Genomic DNA, 17,126 nt, shown 5'->3' with positions numbered 1-17,126 from the left:
GGCGGGATGGCCTCTTTTTATGGTTTTTTCGGGGGAAGGGGCCCGTCAGGGGCACAGATCGGCCGTGGGGCTGTGCACTCTTGGGGCTTGTCACTGGTGATTTCACCCCATGATGGTGCATTTTTTACCTATAAGGGAATAGGTCGCATGGCTGTGGGGATCCCTGGCTGCAAGGACCTCAGCTGGCAAAGCCGCTCATGTCGATCACCAGCTTGCCCACCATGCGGCCCGCCTCCAGCTCGCGATGGGCCTGTGCCAGGCTGGCCGGAGTCAGTGCGGGCAGGGTGCGAGTGAGCGTGCTCTTGAGCCCCCCTTGGTCCAGCAGGGCGGCGACCCGGCCGAGCAGCTTGTGCTGCTCGATCATGTCCGGGGTCTGGAACAGGGAGCGGGTAAACATGAACTCCTGGCTGAAGGTGACGCTCTTGGCCTTGAGCAGGCCCAGATCCCAGGGCTCGCTGGATTCGGCAATGGTGCAGATGTGACCGAAGGGGCGAATGAGGCTCGCCATGGCGGCCCAGTGCTGCTCGGTGGCATTGGTGCAGAAGATGGCATCGAGCTGGCTGATGCCAAGGCCGGCCAGCTCTTCCTGCAGGTTGTGATGACTCACTACCTGGTGGGCGCCCATGGCCAGGCACCAGTCACGGGTTTCAGGTCGGGAGGCGGTGGCGATCACCTCCATTCCGGTGAGCTGACGGGCCAGCTGGATGGCGATGGAGCCGACGCCGCCGGCGCCACCTATGACAAGCAGTCGCCCGGTACTTTCACGGTTGAGGCCGATGCGCTCGAACAGGGTTTCCCAGGCTGTGATGGCGGTCAGGGGCAGGGCGGCGGCTTCCAGGTCGCTCAGGGTCTTGGGGGCGAGGGCGGCGATGCGCTCATCCACCCGTTGCAGAGCGCTGTTGCTGCCGGGGCGGCTGATGTCGCCGGCATACCAGACGCGGTCGCCCGCCTTGAACAAGGTCACCTCGCGGCCCACGGCCACCACTTCCCCCACGGCATCCCAGCCCAGCACGCGGGGCGTCGCCTCCACCTTGGCCTTGGGGGCGCGCACCTTGGTGTCCACCGGGTTGACCGAGGTTGCCGTTACTTTCACCAACAGATCACGCGGGCCCGGGGTGGGATCCGGCAGTTCAGTCTCGATGAAGCAGTGGGGGTGATCGCTTGGCAGATAATGGGTGATGGCGATGGCTTTCATGGCAGTTCCTTTCAAATCGGTATGAGTGGGATTGCCAGCGAGTCTAGTCTGGTTGATTATTTCGATTAAGATGGGTAATCGGGACAGACTGTTTGTATATATGAACAATGTCGAACTGGAGTTGATGGGGCTGTTCGCCACCGTGGTGGAGCAGGGCAGTTTTACCGGGGCGGCCGAGGTGCTCGGCATGCCCAAGTCCTCGGTGAGCCAGAAGATCTCACGCCTCGAATCACGGCTCGGGGTGCGACTGTTGCAGCGCACCACCCGCAGGCTCAGCCTGACTCCCCAGGGGGAGGTCTATGTGGAGCATTGCCAGGCCCTGCTGGCCCTGGCGAGAAGCGCCAATCTGGCCATGGCCAGGCTGCGCTCGGCCCCGGCAGGCCGGGTGCGGATCACCGCCCCCGAGGCCACAGGCACCCTGCTGCTTGGCCGGATCCTGGCCGAGTTTCGCGCCCTCTATCCCGAGGTGGTGCTGGAGTTGACCTTGAGCGACGAGCAGCTCGATCTGGTGGGGGAGGGTTACGATCTGGCGCTGCGGGCGGCGCCGCTCAAAGATTCGAGCCTCATCTGCCGGCGCATCGGCCAGGTGGCGCGCCACCTGGTGGCGGCCCCGGGTTATCTGGCGAGCCAGGGCACGCCACAGCAACTGACGGATCTGGGGGGGCATGCCTGCCTGGTGCACACGTCGCTGCCGGTATGGCCGTTGCTGGAGGGGGGCTGGCGGCCGCAAGGGGCCTGCATCAGCAACAGCCTGCTGGCGCTGAGGGAGCTGGCACTGCACGAAGGGGGGATCGCCCTGTTGCCGGATCATGTCTGCCGGGACGATCTGGCGGCGGGGCGCCTGCTGAAGGTGCTGCCGGATCACCCCATACCCCCCAACCCCTTCTATCTCATCTACCCGAGCCGCGAGCATCTGGCACCCGCCCTGCGCAGCCTGATGGACTTCGTCGCCGAGCGGCTGCCCTTCGCCTGATCAGCGGTGCTGGCTGAGGGGGGCCTGACCGGGTTCGAGACCGAGCGGCACCGACTGTCGCTCTGCCAGCATGCGGATCTGCCCCTCGATGAGACCGGCGTTGGGGCCCAGCACCAACACCAGCTGATGCTCGTTGAGCTGGATCCAGGAGAGGCAGCCGAGCCTGGCCAGACGGGACTGATCCACCAGCGCCATCTCCCGCACCCGCAGGCTGAGGCGCGTCAGGCAGACGCTCATGGCCTGCAGGTTGTCCATGCCTCCCAGCATCTTGAGGTACTGGATGGCCAGCATCTGGGGATCAGTGGGGGCCACGGTCGCGAGCTGGGGCAGCTCCTCGGCGATGGGCTTGCTCGGCAGGCTGAGGGGGGCGTACTCAAGCAGCCGGGAGAAGACCAGGGCATAGATGACGAAGAACAGGATGCCGAGGGGGATGAGCCAGAAACTGTGTTCACCTGAGCCGTAGCTGAGCACCAGATCCAGCAGCCCGGCGGAGAAGTAACTGCCCACCTGGATGCCGAGCCCGCTGCAGATGGCGAGCGACAACCCGGTCAGCAGGGCATGGGCCAAGAACAGCCAGGGGGCGGTGAAGGCGAACAGGAATTCGATGGGTTCGGTGATCCCCACCAGGGCCGAGGTGAGCGCCAGGGTGAGCAGCAAGCCCCCCTGCGGCAGGCGCCGCATCCGCTGGCGATGGAGCCAGATGGCAAAACAGGCGCCGGGCAGGCCGAACATGATGACCGGATAGAGACCCGCCACATAGCCCTCGTGCAGCGGCTGGGCGGCGGAGAGCGCCTGCAGGTTGCTCTCCCCCAGACCCATGAGGCTGCCCAGCACCTGGTGAAGGCCGAGGGGGATCAGCAGCCGGTTCAGCACGCCGTAGCAGAAGGCGCCAAACGGCGTGGTGAGCAGGTCGGAGGCGAGCAGGGTGATGCCTTGCTCCAGCAGCGGCCAGAGCAGGGCCAGGGGCACGACCAGCAGCAGGCTGGCCAGGGCCGAGAGCAGCAGGCCGGGCAGCTCTTCCTGCAGCGGTCGCAGCCAGCCGGGGAGGGAGAGGCTGCGGGTCCAGGAGCAGACCATGGCGGTGGTCAGGCCCGCCAGCAGGCCGCAGATCATGTCCGCATGCAGACCGGGCTTCAGGGTGGCGAGCGCCGAGCTCAGCAGCAGGAAGTTGACCGCGCCGGCCAGGGCCTGCGCCCCTTGCCCCTGCCGGCTCAGCCCGAAGGCGATGGCCACCGCATAGATGAGCGGCATCTGGCTGAACAGGGCGCGTCCGGCCAGGGAGAGCACCGCCAGATCCAGCACGTCCGGCTGGCCGAGCCGATAGAGCAGGGCCGCCAGCGGCAGGATGGAGACGGGCAGCAACAGGGCATAACCGAGCCGTTGCAGGGACTGGGTCAGGATCTTTCTGGCGTTCTGAACTGGCATAAGGGCGCGGCATTTTGTGACGTGGCGCACATTTTACTCACTCGCACCCATTTGGGAATAGGTGCGAGTCCCTTTATTGGCCCCTTTCTTATTTCTGATCAAACAATCGGCGAACCGACTGATCCGGGGCCGGGGTCAGCAGGCTGACCAGGATGAAGGCCGCGAGCCCGAGCGCCAGGCTCGGTACTATGGCGTGCAGGCCGGCCAGCTTGATCCCCCACTGACTCAAGACCCCGTAGCAGACAATGCCTGACACCATGCTGGCCAAGGCCCCGGGGCCATTGGCCCGCGACCAGTAGAGGCCGAGCACCAGGGGCCAGAGGAACACCGCCTGCAGGCCGCCGAAGGCGAGCAGGTTGAGCCAGATGATCATCTCAGGGGGCTGCAGCGCCGCCAGCAGCACCAGGGTGCCGAGGATCAGGGTGCAGAGCAGGGAGAGCCTGGGAATGCGCACCTCCAGCTTCTCTTGGCGAGGATTGAGGTAGTTGAGGTAGAGATCCTTGACCAGGGTCGCCGAAGCCTGGATCAGCTGGGAGTCGATGGTGGACATGATGGCCGCCATGGGGGCCGCCAGGAAGACCCCCGCCAGCCAGGGGGGCAGCACTTCCATCATCAGGGAGGGCATGATCTTGTCCGGGCTGTCCATGCCGGGCAGGATGGCGCGACCCAGGGCGCCGGCGAGGTGCATACCCAGCATCAGCAGGGCGCTGACCACGGTGCCGATGAGGATGCCTCTGTGGAGCGCCTTGCTGTCCCGGTAGCCGAAGCAACGCAGGGCCGAGTGGGGCAGCCCCACCACACCGACGCAGACCAGGATCCAGAAGCTCAGCATGAAGGGCTGAGTCAACATGTCGCCGGCGCCGGTCGGGCTCACCAGCTTGGGATCGATCACCTTGAGCTGGTGGATGAGGTTCGGCAGACCGTCACCGGCAATCAGTATCCCTGCCAGCAGGGCCCCTGTGCCGATCAGCATGATGATGCCCTGCAGGGCATCCGTCATCACCACGGCGCGAAAGCCGCCGATCACCGTGTAGAGCAGCACACAGCTGGCAAACAGGAAGAGCCCCTGCTGGTAGCTGAGGCCGGTTGCCGTCTCCAGCAGGCGGGCGCCGCCGATGAACTGCACCACCATGGTCGCGATGAAGGCGAGGATGATGGTCACCGAACCCAGCACCACCACCCACTTGCTGCGGTAGCGGGCCCACAGCATGTCGTTGATGGTCACCGCATTGACCCGGCGGGCGATGATGGCGAACTTCTTGCCAAGCACCCCCAGGGTGAGCCAGACGGTGGGCAGCTGGATCATCGCCAGCAGCACCCAGCCCAGGCCTATCTTGTAGGCGGCGCCCGGCCCGCCGATAAAGGATGAGGCCGAGGTGTAAGTGGCCACCAGGGTCATGGCCAGCACCAGGCCGCCCATGCTGCGGTTGCCGATAAAGTACTCCTGCACGAAGTCACCCCCGGCGCGGTGGCGACCGGCCCAGAAGCCGACCCCGAGCACCAGCACCAGATAGACGACGAGCGGCAGCATCAACTCAAGATTCATGGGGGGACTCCTCGGTATCCAGCGGGGCGTCAGTAAACCGGGGATCCGTCATGGGTTCAGTACGCGGCTCAGGAGTCATGAGGAGGCTCCTCGGGGTCGAGAGGAATATCGATGAACAGGCGATCCACCATGAGCGCGCAGAGGCCGATAAACAGCAATGGCATCAGGATGCAGCTGAGCAGAAACCAGAGCGGCATATTCCAGAGCTCGAGCGTCTCGGGAACGAAGTACGCCGAGCCATACCAGGCAACGAAGTAAAGTAGGGTCAGCAGCAGGCAGAGGGCTGCTTCCCGACGGGCGAGCGCGAAACGATTCACCTTGGCCTCCGACAATTTTGAGGGGCGCAAGGATAACAAAAAAGGGCCATGTCGCCATGGCCCTTTTTTCGCTGTCGATCCCGAGGGACCGAACGAGCTCTGCTAAAGCGTCTTTTACAGACCCAACTTCTTGTGCAGGTAGTGGATGTTGGTGCCACCGTGCTGGAAGTTCTCGTCCTTCATGATCTCTTTTTGCAGGGCGATGTTGGTCTTGATCCCTTCCACCACCAGCTCGTCGAGAGAGTGACGCATGCGGGCGATGGCGATGTCACGGTTCTCGCCGTAACAGATCAGCTTGCCGATCATGGAGTCGTAGTAGGGCGGCACCTTGTAACCCGCATAGATGTGGGATTCCCAACGCACGCCCAGACCGCCCGGCGCGTGGAAGCGCTGGATGAGGCCAGGAGACGGCATGAAAGTGGCCGGGTCTTCGGCGTTGATCCGGCACTCGATGGCATGGCCACGGATGCGGATGTCCTGTTGGGTGATCGACAGGGGCTGGCCGGCGGCGATGCGCAGCTGCTCCTTGATGAGATCCACACCGGTGACCATCTCGGTGACCGGGTGCTCGACCTGGATCCGGGTGTTCATCTCGATGAAGTAGAACTCGCCGTTCTCGTACAGGAACTCGAAGGTGCCCGCACCGCGGTAGCCGATTTCGAGACAGGCGCGCACGCAGCGCTCACCGATGAACTTGCGCATCTCTTCGGTGATGCCGGGTGCCGGCGCCTCTTCCACCACCTTCTGGTGACGACGCTGCATGGAGCAGTCGCGCTCACCCAGATAGAGGGCGGTGCCCTGGCCGTCAGCCAGCACCTGGATCTCGATGTGGCGCGGGTTCTCCAGGTATTTCTCCATGTAGACCATGTCGTTCTTGAAGAACTGGCCCGCTTCGGATTTGGTCAGGGCGATGGCGGCGGCCAGCTCCGACTCATTGCGCACCACGCGCATGCCACGACCACCACCGCCACCGGCGGCCTTGATGATCACGGGGTAGCCGATCCGCTTGGCGATGGTGGCGTTGCGCTTGGCATCGTTGTCCACCGGGCCGTCGGAGCCGGGTACGCAGGGGACGCCCGCCTTCTTCATCGCCTCGATGGCGGAGACCTTGTCACCCATCAGGCGAATGGTCTCGGCGCGCGGGCCGATGAAGATGAAGCCGGATTTTTCGACCACTTCGGCAAAGTCGGCGTTCTCGGAGAGGAAGCCGTAGCCCGGGTGGATGGCGACGGCACCGGTCACCTCGGCGGCGGCGATGATGGCCGGCACGTTGAGGTAGGACTCACCGCTGGCGGGTTTGCCGATACAGATGGTTTCGTCGGCCAGGAGCACATGCTTGAGCTCCCGATCGGCAGTGGAGTGAACGGCCACTGTCTTGATCCCGAGCTCTTTGCAGGCGCGCAGGATCCGCAGGGCAATTTCACCGCGGTTGGCGATGACTACTTTGTCCAACATGGGTGGCGTCTTCCCTTATTCGATGATGAACAGCGGCTCGTCAAATTCGACGGCCTGACCATTTTCAACCAGGATCGCTTTGATCACACCGGCCTTGTCAGACTCGATTTGGTTCATCATTTTCATGGCTTCGACGATGCACAGGGTATCGCCGACATTGACGTGCTGACCGACTTCCACGAACGGCTTGGCTTCTGGGCTGGAGGAGCGGTAGAAGGAGCCGACCATGGGGGAGCGCATCAGATGGCCACTCGGGGCGGCATCGGCAGCAGGGGCGGCGGCCTGGGCGGCAGCGGCGACCGGAGCGGCGGCTTGTTGAACCTGCGCCGGCTGCATCATCATCTGCGGGGCAACGCTAACCTGGCCGGAGAAATTGCGGCTGATGCGAACGGACTCTTCCCCTTCGGAGATTTCCAGCTCGGCGATGCCGGACTCTTCAACCAGTTCAATCAGCTTCTTGATTTTGCGGATATCCATTAGCATTCTCTTTCTTCTTTATCTGATCAGTGATTATCAAGCCGCGCGCAACTGATGCACGGCCGCGGTTAAAGCGAATTGGTAGCCATCGGCACCCAGCCCACAAATGACCCCCTTGGCGACATCAGACAGATAGGAGTGATGGCGGAAGGGTTCCCTGGCATGAACGTTTGACAGGTGAACCTCGATAAAGGGGATGGCCACGCCCAGCAGGGCATCGCGCAGGGCGACGCTGGTGTGGGTGAAGGCGGCCGGGTTGATGATGATAAAATCCACCTGGCCCATGGCCTGATGGATGCGGCCGACCAACTCATGTTCGGCATTGGATTGCAGGTGTTCCAGGGTGACACCGAGTTCGCTGGCGTACTGGCTCAGATCGGCGACGATCTCATCGAGCGTCTTGCTGCCGTAGATGCCCGGCTCCCGCTTGCCCAGCAGATTCAGGTTAGGACCGTTGAGCAGGAGGATTCGGTGATGTTGCGACATATTGAGTACATCCTCGATGATTATGCTGCTATCTATCAGCTATCTGTGGACCACCAAAAATCTAGCCACTTTCTGCACAATTCGGTGTGCCCTGGCACACAGATTTCGCAATTATATTGATTTCGTGAAAATTAGCAGCATTTTACTGGTCTAATCTCTACATCTGGCCATTTATTGAGCATGTTGGCGCGCAGCGCCGCTCTGTCGCAGTGTCCGCCTCTTTGGGCTTTCCAGACACAACAAAGCCGGCACAAGGCCGGCTTTGTTGTGAGAGGGGAAGCACTCAGGCCGCTTCAGACTTCTCGCGGATAAGTTTGTCCACGACGCCCGGATCCGCCAGGGTGGAGATATCTCCCAGGCTGTCGGTCTCGCCGGTGGCGATCTTGCGCAGGATACGGCGCATGATCTTGCCGGAGCGGGTCTTCGGCAGCCCCTCGGCCCAGTGGATCATGTCCGGGGTGGCGATGGCGCCGATCTCCTTGCGCACCCACTCCTTCACCTCTTTGTGCAGCTCGCGGCTCGGCTCCTCCCCGGCGATCAGGGTGACATAGGCGTAGATGCCCTGACCCTTGATCTCGTGGGGCACCCCCACCACCGCCGCCTCGGCGATCTTGGGATGGGAAACCAGGGCCGACTCGATCTCGGCGGTGCCCATGCGGTGGCCGGAGACGTTCAGTACATCATCCACCCGACCGGTGATCCAGTAGTAACCATCTTCGTCGCGACGGGCGCCGTCGCCGGTGAAGTAGCGGCCCGGGAAGGTGGAGAAGTAGGTCTGCTCGAAGCGCTCGTGATCGCCGAATACGGTGCGCATCTGGCCAGGCCAGGAGTCGGTGATCACCAGGTTGCCCTCGGTGGCGCCCTCCAGTGGCTCACCCAGGTTGTCTACCAGAGCAGGCTGCACCCCGAAGAAGGGACGGGTGGCGGAGCCGGGCTTGAGCGCGGTGACGCCGGGCAGCGGGCTTATCAGGATGCCGCCTGTCTCGGTCTGCCACCAGGTGTCGACGATGGGGCAGCGCTCGTCCCCTATGGTGCGGTAGTACCACTCCCAGGCTTCCGGGTTGATGGGTTCACCTACGGATCCCATGATGCGCAGGCTGGTGCGGGAGGTGCCTTCGACGGCCTCCTTGCCCTTGGCCATCAGGGCGCGGATGGCGGTGGGTGCGGTATAGAGGATGCTGACCTGGTGCTTGTCCACCACCTGGCTCATGCGGTTGGTGGCCGGGTAGTTTGGCACCCCTTCGAACATCAGGGTGGTGGCGCCGTTGGCGAGCGGCCCGTAGACCAGATAGGAGTGACCGGTGACCCAGCCCACATCGGCGGTACACCAGTAGATGTCCTCCTCGTGATAGTCGAACACGTACTTGAAGGTGAGGGCGGCATAGACCAGATAGCCGCCCGTGGTGTGCAGCACCCCCTTGGGCTTGCCGGTGGAGCCCGAGGTGTAGAGCACGAACAGGGGATCCTCGGCGCCCATGGCCTCAGGCGGGCAATCCGGGCTGGCAGCGGCGACGGCGTCGTGCCACCAGATGTCCCTGTGGTCATGCCAGGCGACCTTGCCGCCGGTGCGCTTGAGCACGATGACCTTGTTGACCTTGGTATCCGGGTGGGTGAGCGCCTCGTCCACGTTCTTCTTGAGGGGGATGGGGCGGCCGCCGCGCAGGCCTTCATCGGCGGTGATGACGATGGAGGAGCCCGAGTCGATGATACGACCCGAGAGGGCCTCCGGCGAGAAGCCGCCGAAGACGATGCTGTGCACGGCGCCGATGCGGGTACAGGCCAGCATGGCGATGGCCGCTTCCGGCACCATGGGCATGTAGAGACAGACCATGTCACCGCGCTTGACCCCCTGGGCTTTGAGCACGTTGGCAAACTTGCACACCTCGCCGTGCAGCTCGCGATAGGTCAGCTTGCGATCCTCGGCCGGGTTGTCCCCTTCCCAGATGATGGCGACCTTGTCGCCGCGCTGGGCCAGATGGCGATCCAGGCAGTTGGCCGACACGTTGAGCAGGCCATCCTCGTACCACTTGATGGAGACGTGGCCCGGATCGTAGGAAGTGTTCTTGACGCGGGTGTAGGGGGTCATCCAGTCGAGGATTTTGCCCTGCTCACCCCAGAAGGCGTCCGGGTTCTGTACCGACGCCAGGTACATGGCGTCATAACCTTCCTTGTCCAGCAGGGCGTCGCTACCTATGTGGGCCTTGACCGGATAGACCTTGCTCTCGCTCATCTCTCACTCCTGTGAATACATTTTTGTAATGATTGAGTAACAACTTATACCTTTGGCACGGGAGGGCAATTAGACTTTTGGATAGCGACGAGAGGGGCTGGTCGACATGGCCCGAGGGATCACGAAGAAGGGAGCCTGAGGCTCCCTTCTTTCATTGGGCTGTCCGGGATCTTCAATGCCCTGTAGCGAGCATGGAGGTCATGCGGGGTTCGGACAAGGGGTGGCTGAACAGGTAGCCCTGACCCTCCTCGCAGCGCAGAGACTGCAAGAACTGGCGCTGGGGCTGGGTCTCTATGCCTTCCGCCGTGACCGCCATGCCGAGGCTGTCTGCCAGGCTGACGATGGTGCGGCACAGCTCCCGGCTGTGCTTGTCATCGGGCAGCGCCTGCACGAAGGTTCTGTCTATCTTGATGCGGTCTATGGGCAGGCTTTTTAGCAGGCTCAAGGAAGAGAAGCCGGTGCCGAAGTCGTCGATGGCGATCTGCACTCCCAGCGCCTTGAGGCGGGTAAAGAGCCGCAGGCTCTGATCCACGCTCTGGATGATGCTCTCGGTGACCTCGATCTCCAGCCGCTCTGCCGGGAAGCCGGTCTGCGCCAGGATGGCGGTGACCCTGTCCACGTAGTCGGGGGAGCGCATCTCCCTGACCGACACGTTGACGGACAGTCTGGGCACAGCAAACCCCTCTGCCAGCCACCGCTGTCCCTGCTGACAGGCGGTGCGCATCACCCATTCACCCAATTGCTCTATCATGCCGCACTCCTCGGCCACCGGAATGAAGCGGGCGGGAGAGATAATGCCCTCGCTCGGGAGGGCTTCGAGGCCGCTAAGGCTGTCATCGGCCAGATCCGTCATGGGCTGGTACAGCAGGCGAAACTGTTGAAGCTCCATGGCGTTGATCAGCCCCTGCTCCAGGGCCATCCGCTCCCTCATCTGCGACATCATGTCGGGGGAGTAGAACAGATGGCCGTTGCGGCCCCGGCGCTTGGCCTCATGCATGGCATTGTCCGCCGCACTGATGAGGCTGTCCGGGGTCAGGCCATGATCCGGATAGAGGGCGACGCCTATGCTGGCGGAGAGCCTTACCCGCTCCGGTCCTATGTCGGCCGGATCGTGGAGCCTGTGTTGCAACTGCTCGATCAGCCCCTTCAGGTCTTGGGGCTGCCCGATATCCGGCAGCAGCACCAGAAACTCGTCTGCGCCGAGCCGGATGGCGAGATCCCCCGGGCGCAGGCTGTGGCGGATGCGCTCCGCCAGCAGCTTGAGCAGCAGATCCCCGGCGCTGTGCCCCAGGTTGTCGTTGATCAGTTTGAAGCCGTCGAGATCGATGAACAGCAGGGCGAGGGGCTGCCGGTTGAGCCTGGCCGTCTCTATCTCCAATTCGAGCCGCTCCTGCAGCAGGCTGCGATTGCCAAGGTCGGTAAGGGGGTCGTGATAGGAGAGGTGGTGGAGCCTGGCCTCCGCCTGGTAGAGCCGCTGTGCGTGCTGGCTGGTGGTCTCCTGGATCTCCCCGGTGAAGCGGGTCACTCCAAGGTGGGCGCGGGGATCCTGGGTGAGGTTGCGGGCGATGAGGAAGATGCCATTGAAGAGCCCTGTCGCGTCCATCAGGGGGCTGCAGCTCATCTGCCAGCGCCTCGGCCCGCCGGGGCGGGAGACATGGATACAGCCGAGATCCAGCTCGGCCCGGGGGGCGCCATTGAGCAACTGCTTGAGCCGGGGGAGCTGCATGGGTGCCTGGGTCGGGGTGATGTCAAACAGCGTCTTGCCGAGGTGATCCCCCTGCGCCAGACCGCTCAGCTCGGTGAAGATACCGTTGACGCCACGGCACCTGAAGTCACGATCGAAGACCCCAATCCCAAAGGGCGCCAGTTCGAACAGTTGTTGCCATTCATGAAGGGATAACGGGCCTGACAAATGCTGTGTCTGAACCGATTCGGGTAGCACTTTTTCCATGGAGGCTCCTGAATTGATTTCTTTGTCACTTATACGGCTGTGTCAGTATGGCAGGAAGTTTCAAGAGGGAGAGAATGTCAGGGAATGATGTTAAATCAAGGGGATGTCAGCCTTTCTGGCGACCGAATGCCTGAATGCCGCGCACAAATACCAGCCAGCCGAGCAGGTGGAATGGCAGCGCGAGCAGGTATAGAACCAGGAAGTGCGACTCGCTGCCGCTGCTGTTGATGAAGCCTATCCAGGCCACCAGCAGGGTCAGCATGCCCGCTATCTGGAAGCGGCGGCGCAGCACCACTTCAACCCCGAGGTTGGCAAGGTAAAGGGTGAGCAGGATGCCACCGAAACCGGTGAGTTGGGCGCTGCCGTAGAGCTCCCTGTCCGGGTTGAACAGCAGGGCAACGAGAGGGGTGATGCCCTGATCTTGCGGGATCAGGGCCAGCAGCCAGCATGCAATAAGAAGCAGGGCTGTTTTCATCGCGGCCTCAGTCGGTGGGCGGTGCCGGTTTGACCAGAGAGAGGTAGTTGGCATCCATGGTGAGGAATACCCCCAGCAGACGGGCGCTGGCGCCGTAGAAACCGAAGGTGTCGGCGGCGCGGCAGGCGCTTTCGAACTTGTCGAACCAGCCCAGCAGGTGGCCGTGCAGCAGTGCTTCCTGCTCGTCAAGCCAGCGTTCCCGCTCGGCTGCGCTCTTGGCTTCTGCCGCGCGAATGATGAGGTTGCCCATCAGATCCAGCTCGATGGCCAGGTGATCGGCAGGCTCTTTGTATTTATCGCTGACATTGATGCCGAGGCGATCGAGGCGAGCCTGCATCTCGGCCATGGGGGCCTGCATCAGCAACTTGGCCTCACCGCGGTAGAGGGACTCGTAGGGCAGGGCGCCCTGCTTGGGATCCACCAGGAAGAGGCCGGCGAAGTCGGCGGCGAGCTCCAGCTGGCGATCTGTACGCACCAGCAGGCGAGCGATGGCGTCATTGAGCTCGGCCACGGCCTCGCGCATGGGGTCCAGGGTGGAGAGGCTCTTCAGGAAGCTTCGCACATCATAGGTGTCATATTCGGCGATCTGCTCATCACTGAGTTCGGCGGCGAACAGGGTGGCGAACCACCAGTAAAGCTCGGCCCGGCGTTCGCTGGTAGCCATAAATTCCTGCATTTATCCTCCGTGGATGACAATCGGGAGCCTTGATGGCTCCCGATTCTAACGACTTTAAAAATAAAGGAAACTCAAGGGGGCGCTTTCGTCCTCCCGGGGTCAGAGCGCCGGGAACATGGGGTCGATGCCCTTGACCGATTCCGGCGCGCCGAAGGCAGTGACGGCAGGTGCCTGCCCGCGGAACTTCTCGATCTCCACCAGCGCGGTATGGGCCGTGGTGGCCTGCGCCAGGCTGGAGGAGCCGATATCGGCGGTCAGCACGTTGGGGTCACCATAGGTACAGAGAGTGCCGACCTTGCCGCCCTCCTGCGGACCATACCAGGCCCCTTCCTGAATGCGCACCACGCCGGGGGTGTAGTCATCGCTCACCACCAGCCCGGCCAGCACCTGACCACGACCGTTGAACACCCGCACCAGATCGCCGTCCTTGAGGCCGCGGGAGTTGGCGTCTTGCGGATTCATGTAGACAGGCTCGCGACCCTGCACCGTGTAAGTGGCGCGGTAGTTGTCGGAGGAACAGAGCTGGCTGTGCAGTCGCTTGTCCGGGTGGCAGGATTGCAGGTGCAGCGGGAAACGCGCGCTGCCCGGCCCGCCGTGGGAGCGCTCGTAGGGTTCGATCCAGACCGGGTGGCCCGGACAATCCCCATAGCCGTAGTCGGCGATGGTCTTGGAGTAGATCTCGATAAGGCCAGACGGGGTACCGAGGGGTTCCAGATCCGGCTCCTGACGGAACGACTCGTGGCGCACCCAGGGCTGGCCTGCCGGGAAGGTGACAAAACCTTCCCCGTGCCAGAACTGGCTGAAACGGGGCAGACGGATGCCGATGCCGCGACCCTGCAGGCGGGCATCGTCATAGATGCTCTGGATCCACTCCAGCTTGCTCTTGCCACCGGTGAACTCGGCCTCGCGACCGAAGCGACGGCAGAGATCGGCGAAGATGTCGTAGTCATCGCGCGCCTCGAACAGCGGCTCCACCACCTTGTACATGGCCAGAATGCCCGCGTTGGAGTGGGAGCCCCACTGCTCGATGTCATCCCGCTCGTAGGTGGTAGTGGCGGGTAGCACGATATCTGCGAAGCGGCAGCTGGCGGTCCACTGGTGATCGATGCTGACCACGGTTTCCAGCTTGCGCCAGGCGGCGACCATCTTGTTGCGATCCTGCTGGTGATGGAAGGGGTTGTTGCCGCAGAACACCGCCATCTTCATGTGGGGGTAGGTGATGGTCTGGCCGTTGAAGGCGATCTGCTTGCCCGGATTGAGGATGCAGTCGACGAAGCGGGCCACCGGAATGTACTTGGAGCAGCCCTTCCAGTCGCCGTCATGGCGCGGCTTGACCCCGGGGATGACAGAGCTGAAACCGGACATGATGGGGCCGCTGGAGGTGATGGTGCCCGCCCCGTTGTAGTGCCAGCCAAAGCCGTAACCGCCCCCCGGCAGGCCGATCTGGCCAATCATCGAGGCCAGAACCACCAGCATCCAGGCGTACTGCTCGCCGTGGTGCATGCGCTGCACGCACCAGCCGCCGATGAGCTGGGTGCGGCCACTGCTCATGGCACGGGCCAGCTCGCGGATGGTCTCGGCAGGGACGCCACAGATGGCGGCGGCCCACTCGGCATCCTTCACCTGACCATCGCTGGTGCCCAGCAGATAGGGCAGGAACTTGTCAAAGCCGGTGGTGTAGTTCTTCAGGAACGCCTCGTCGTGGCGCTTCTCGCTGTAGAGGGTGTGGGCGATGCCCAGCATCAGCGGCACGTCGGTCTGCGGATTCAGGGTCACCTGATCGCAGTTGAGGTATTTCTGGGTCTTGGATTTGACCGGATCGATGCTGATGACCCGGATCTCGCCCTTGGCCACCTTATCTTTGAGCTGCGCCCAGTAGTCGTAGACGCTGTGATCCGGCACCAGCCAGCCCACCTGCAGGTTTTTGACTGGGTCGGAACCCCAGATGACGATGGTCTTGCTGTGCTCCAGCACCAGCGGCCAGGAGGTCTGCTGCTCGTACACCTCCATGGCCCCTGCCACGTGGGGCAGGATCACCTGGGCCGCGCCGGTGGAGTAGTCACCGGCCTTGGCCAGATAGGTGCCGTGCAGGTTCATGGCACGACCCAGCATGGCGCCGGCGGAGTGCAGCTTGCCCACCGACTGCCAGCCGGAGTGACCCGCATAGAGGGCGCTCGGGCCATAGGTTTTCTGCACCCGCTCCAGCTCGTGATAGAAGAAGTCCAGCGCCTGTGACCAGGTGATCCGCACGAAGCGGTTCTGGCCGCGTTCGCTGGTGTCGGACTGGTGGCCCTTGCGCAGCCAGTCCAGCCGCACCATGGGGTAGCGGATGCGGGAGGGGTTGTAGACCACTTCACTCAAGGCCTTGAGCATGTCGGTGGGGTGTTTGTCATGCTCGAACGGCAGGGTCTCGACCCAGCGGCCATCGACTACCCGGGCACGGAAGGCACCCCAGTGGGAGCCGGACTGCACCAGCTTGTCGCCGGACTCGGCGGCCATCACGGCACGACCGAGCAGGGAGGGGCCGATCAGGGCAGAGGCACCGCTGGCCAGCAAGCCACCCAGAAAACCACGACGGGAAATATTGATCATCTTGTTATTCCTCTCTCGGATCCGGAACTCGAATCCGGAATTAGTGGCTGCCTTGACCACCGGTATCGGCGGCATGGTTTTGCAGGTATTTGAGCAGGGTGCGCTCCTCTTCCTTGCTCAGACGGTAATAGGCAGACATCGCCTTGAGCCCCGAGATCCAGCCGTTGGCAGTGAAGTGAGCGGGATCTGGTGCGCCGTGGCAGGAGTTGCAGGTGGATTTGTACATCTCGCCGGCGTAATCCCAGATCGGCTTGAGCGAGGATTCAAAGCCCTTGCCGTCGACCCAGGCCTGCACCTGAACCTGCTCCCACTTGATATGGGTGGCGCTGTCGGTCTCCTGTTTGAGGAGTGTTTCGCTCGCTTTCAGCTCGTCACGGACGGTGGCGACAAAGACCCGCTTGCCCATGTATTCGCTCAGCACCCGGCCCTTGCCGTCGCTCTCGCGCCACCCTTCGATGGTCACCTTGAGGCGATCGCCGCTGCGGGCCACTACCTCGATGCGGGAGGCGGGCAGCAGCTTGCCGACCGGTTCATTGCTCTTTTCGCTGGCGTAGAGATCTTTTTCACCCAGGTTGTAGAGGATCTCGGCGGCTGGCGCCTGTTGCGCTTCGCTTGCCAGGGTGGCGTAAGTGGCCCGGAAGCCGCCCGCCATGTTGGGCAGTTCGTGGGCGATGCCCTTGTGGCACTCGATGCAGTTCATGTTCTTCGCCGCCGCGTCTTTCATCGCCAGCGCTGCCGCCGGGGACTGCTTGGCGTGATCCATGTTGTCGTAGCTGTGGCAGGACTTGCAGGTCTTGGAGTTCTGGCTGCTCATCCGTGCCCACACCTTCTCGGCCAGATGCAGGCGGCGGTCCTCGAATTTCTCCTGGGTGTCGATGCTGTGGCCTATGTACTCCTGATAGAGGTCGTTGGCCGCCTCCATCTTGCGGGCCACCTTGCCGACAAAATCCTTCGGCTGGTGACAGTCGGTACAGACCGCCTGTACCCCGGAGGCATTCTTGAAGTGGATGGACTCCTTGTACTCCGGATAGACGGTGTCTTTCATGGAGTGGCAGGAGATACAGAATTCGAGGCTGCTGGTTTTCTCAAAGCCATAGTGCAGGCCGACGGTGCCCGCGAGGGTGACGCCGACGCCCACCAGAAGCAGCGCCAGTACCGACCAGCGACGGCTGGGGGTGCGCAGGAAGTGCCACAGTTTTTTCATCATGCTCTCTCACATCACTTTTTTGATGGGAGCCATGATAGAGAGGCGTTGTGAACAGGGCTGCCGCCACAAATTAATGAAATAGGGGTATTTATGACAAAATGTGAATAGAATAATCCTCCCT

Annotated in this window: 14 protein-coding genes; 1 reads left to right on the top strand and 13 read right to left on the bottom strand. The window is 62.8% G+C overall.

Translation table 11 applies throughout. The annotated features are described in order from the left end of the window. Positions 1–178: 178 nt before the first annotated feature. On the bottom strand, positions 179–1,195 hold the full coding sequence (locus tag KW824_RS08380) for a zinc-binding alcohol dehydrogenase family protein (protein WP_218409516.1): 1,017 nt from the start codon (positions 1,193–1,195) through the stop codon (positions 179–181). A gap of 100 nt (positions 1,196–1,295) precedes the next feature. Here KW824_RS08380 and KW824_RS08375 point away from each other — a divergent pair, with 100 nt between their 5' ends. Then, on the top strand, positions 1,296–2,168 hold the full coding sequence (locus tag KW824_RS08375) for a LysR family transcriptional regulator (RefSeq protein WP_218409515.1): 873 nt from the start codon (positions 1,296–1,298) through the stop codon (positions 2,166–2,168). Here the strand turns inward: KW824_RS08375 and KW824_RS08370 are convergent, their stop codons facing one another. The 12 genes from KW824_RS08370 to torC form a co-directional block, all read right to left on the bottom strand. Next, positions 2,169–3,593 carry a PTS transporter subunit EIIC gene (locus KW824_RS08370; protein WP_218409514.1) on the bottom strand — a complete coding sequence of 475 codons (1,425 nt, stop codon included), beginning with the start codon at positions 3,591–3,593 and terminating at the stop codon, positions 2,169–2,171. 88 nt (positions 3,594–3,681) lie between these two features. After that, on the bottom strand, positions 3,682–5,139 hold the full coding sequence (gene panF / locus KW824_RS08365) for a sodium/pantothenate symporter (RefSeq protein ID WP_218409513.1): 1,458 nt from the start codon (positions 5,137–5,139) through the stop codon (positions 3,682–3,684). 68 nt (positions 5,140–5,207) lie between these two features. After that, a complete protein-coding gene (locus KW824_RS08360) occupies positions 5,208–5,456 on the bottom strand; it encodes a YhdT family protein (protein WP_371316605.1) in 249 nt (82 codons plus the stop codon). Positions 5,457–5,570: 114 nt separating this feature from the next. Then, entirely contained in the window at positions 5,571–6,911 is a 1,341-nt protein-coding gene (accC, locus tag KW824_RS08355; protein ID WP_005326556.1) for an acetyl-CoA carboxylase biotin carboxylase subunit, read from the bottom strand. A gap of 15 nt (positions 6,912–6,926) precedes the next feature. Further along, entirely contained in the window at positions 6,927–7,388 is a 462-nt protein-coding gene (gene accB, locus KW824_RS08350; RefSeq protein WP_025326015.1) for an acetyl-CoA carboxylase biotin carboxyl carrier protein, read from the bottom strand. 36 nt (positions 7,389–7,424) lie between these two features. Continuing rightward, positions 7,425–7,874, bottom strand: coding sequence for a type II 3-dehydroquinate dehydratase (gene aroQ, locus KW824_RS08345; protein ID WP_218409512.1), 450 nt, complete (start codon positions 7,872–7,874; stop codon positions 7,425–7,427). 283 nt (positions 7,875–8,157) lie between these two features. After that, complete coding sequence (gene acs / locus KW824_RS08340; RefSeq protein WP_218409511.1) at positions 8,158–10,104, bottom strand: acetate--CoA ligase; 1,947 nt, start codon at positions 10,102–10,104, stop codon at positions 8,158–8,160. A 172-nt stretch (positions 10,105–10,276) separates the two neighbouring features. Continuing rightward, positions 10,277–12,055 carry a bifunctional diguanylate cyclase/phosphodiesterase gene (locus KW824_RS08335; protein ID WP_218409510.1) on the bottom strand — a complete coding sequence of 593 codons (1,779 nt, stop codon included), beginning with the start codon at positions 12,053–12,055 and terminating at the stop codon, positions 10,277–10,279. Between the two features lie 106 nt (positions 12,056–12,161). Then, a complete protein-coding gene (locus tag KW824_RS08330; RefSeq protein WP_171273374.1) occupies positions 12,162–12,530 on the bottom strand; it encodes a hypothetical protein in 369 nt (122 codons plus the stop codon). 7 nt (positions 12,531–12,537) lie between these two features. Next, positions 12,538–13,206 carry a molecular chaperone TorD gene (gene torD / locus KW824_RS08325; protein ID WP_218409509.1) on the bottom strand — a complete coding sequence of 223 codons (669 nt, stop codon included), beginning with the start codon at positions 13,204–13,206 and terminating at the stop codon, positions 12,538–12,540. Positions 13,207–13,305: 99 nt separating this feature from the next. Beyond that, positions 13,306–15,798 (bottom strand): trimethylamine-N-oxide reductase TorA, encoded by a 2,493-nt coding sequence (gene torA / locus KW824_RS08320; protein ID WP_218409508.1) that lies wholly within the window; start codon positions 15,796–15,798, stop codon positions 13,306–13,308. A gap of 40 nt (positions 15,799–15,838) precedes the next feature. Next, complete coding sequence (gene torC, locus KW824_RS08315) at positions 15,839–17,005, bottom strand: pentaheme c-type cytochrome TorC (RefSeq protein ID WP_218409507.1); 1,167 nt, start codon at positions 17,003–17,005, stop codon at positions 15,839–15,841. Positions 17,006–17,126: the final 121 nt, after the last annotated feature.

Source organism: Aeromonas sp. sif0611, assembly GCF_019218845.1.
Lineage (GTDB): Bacteria > Pseudomonadota > Gammaproteobacteria > Enterobacterales > Aeromonadaceae > Aeromonas > Aeromonas media.
Note: the sequence above shows the minus strand (reverse complement) of the source record. Positions and strands in the feature narration are given on the sequence as shown.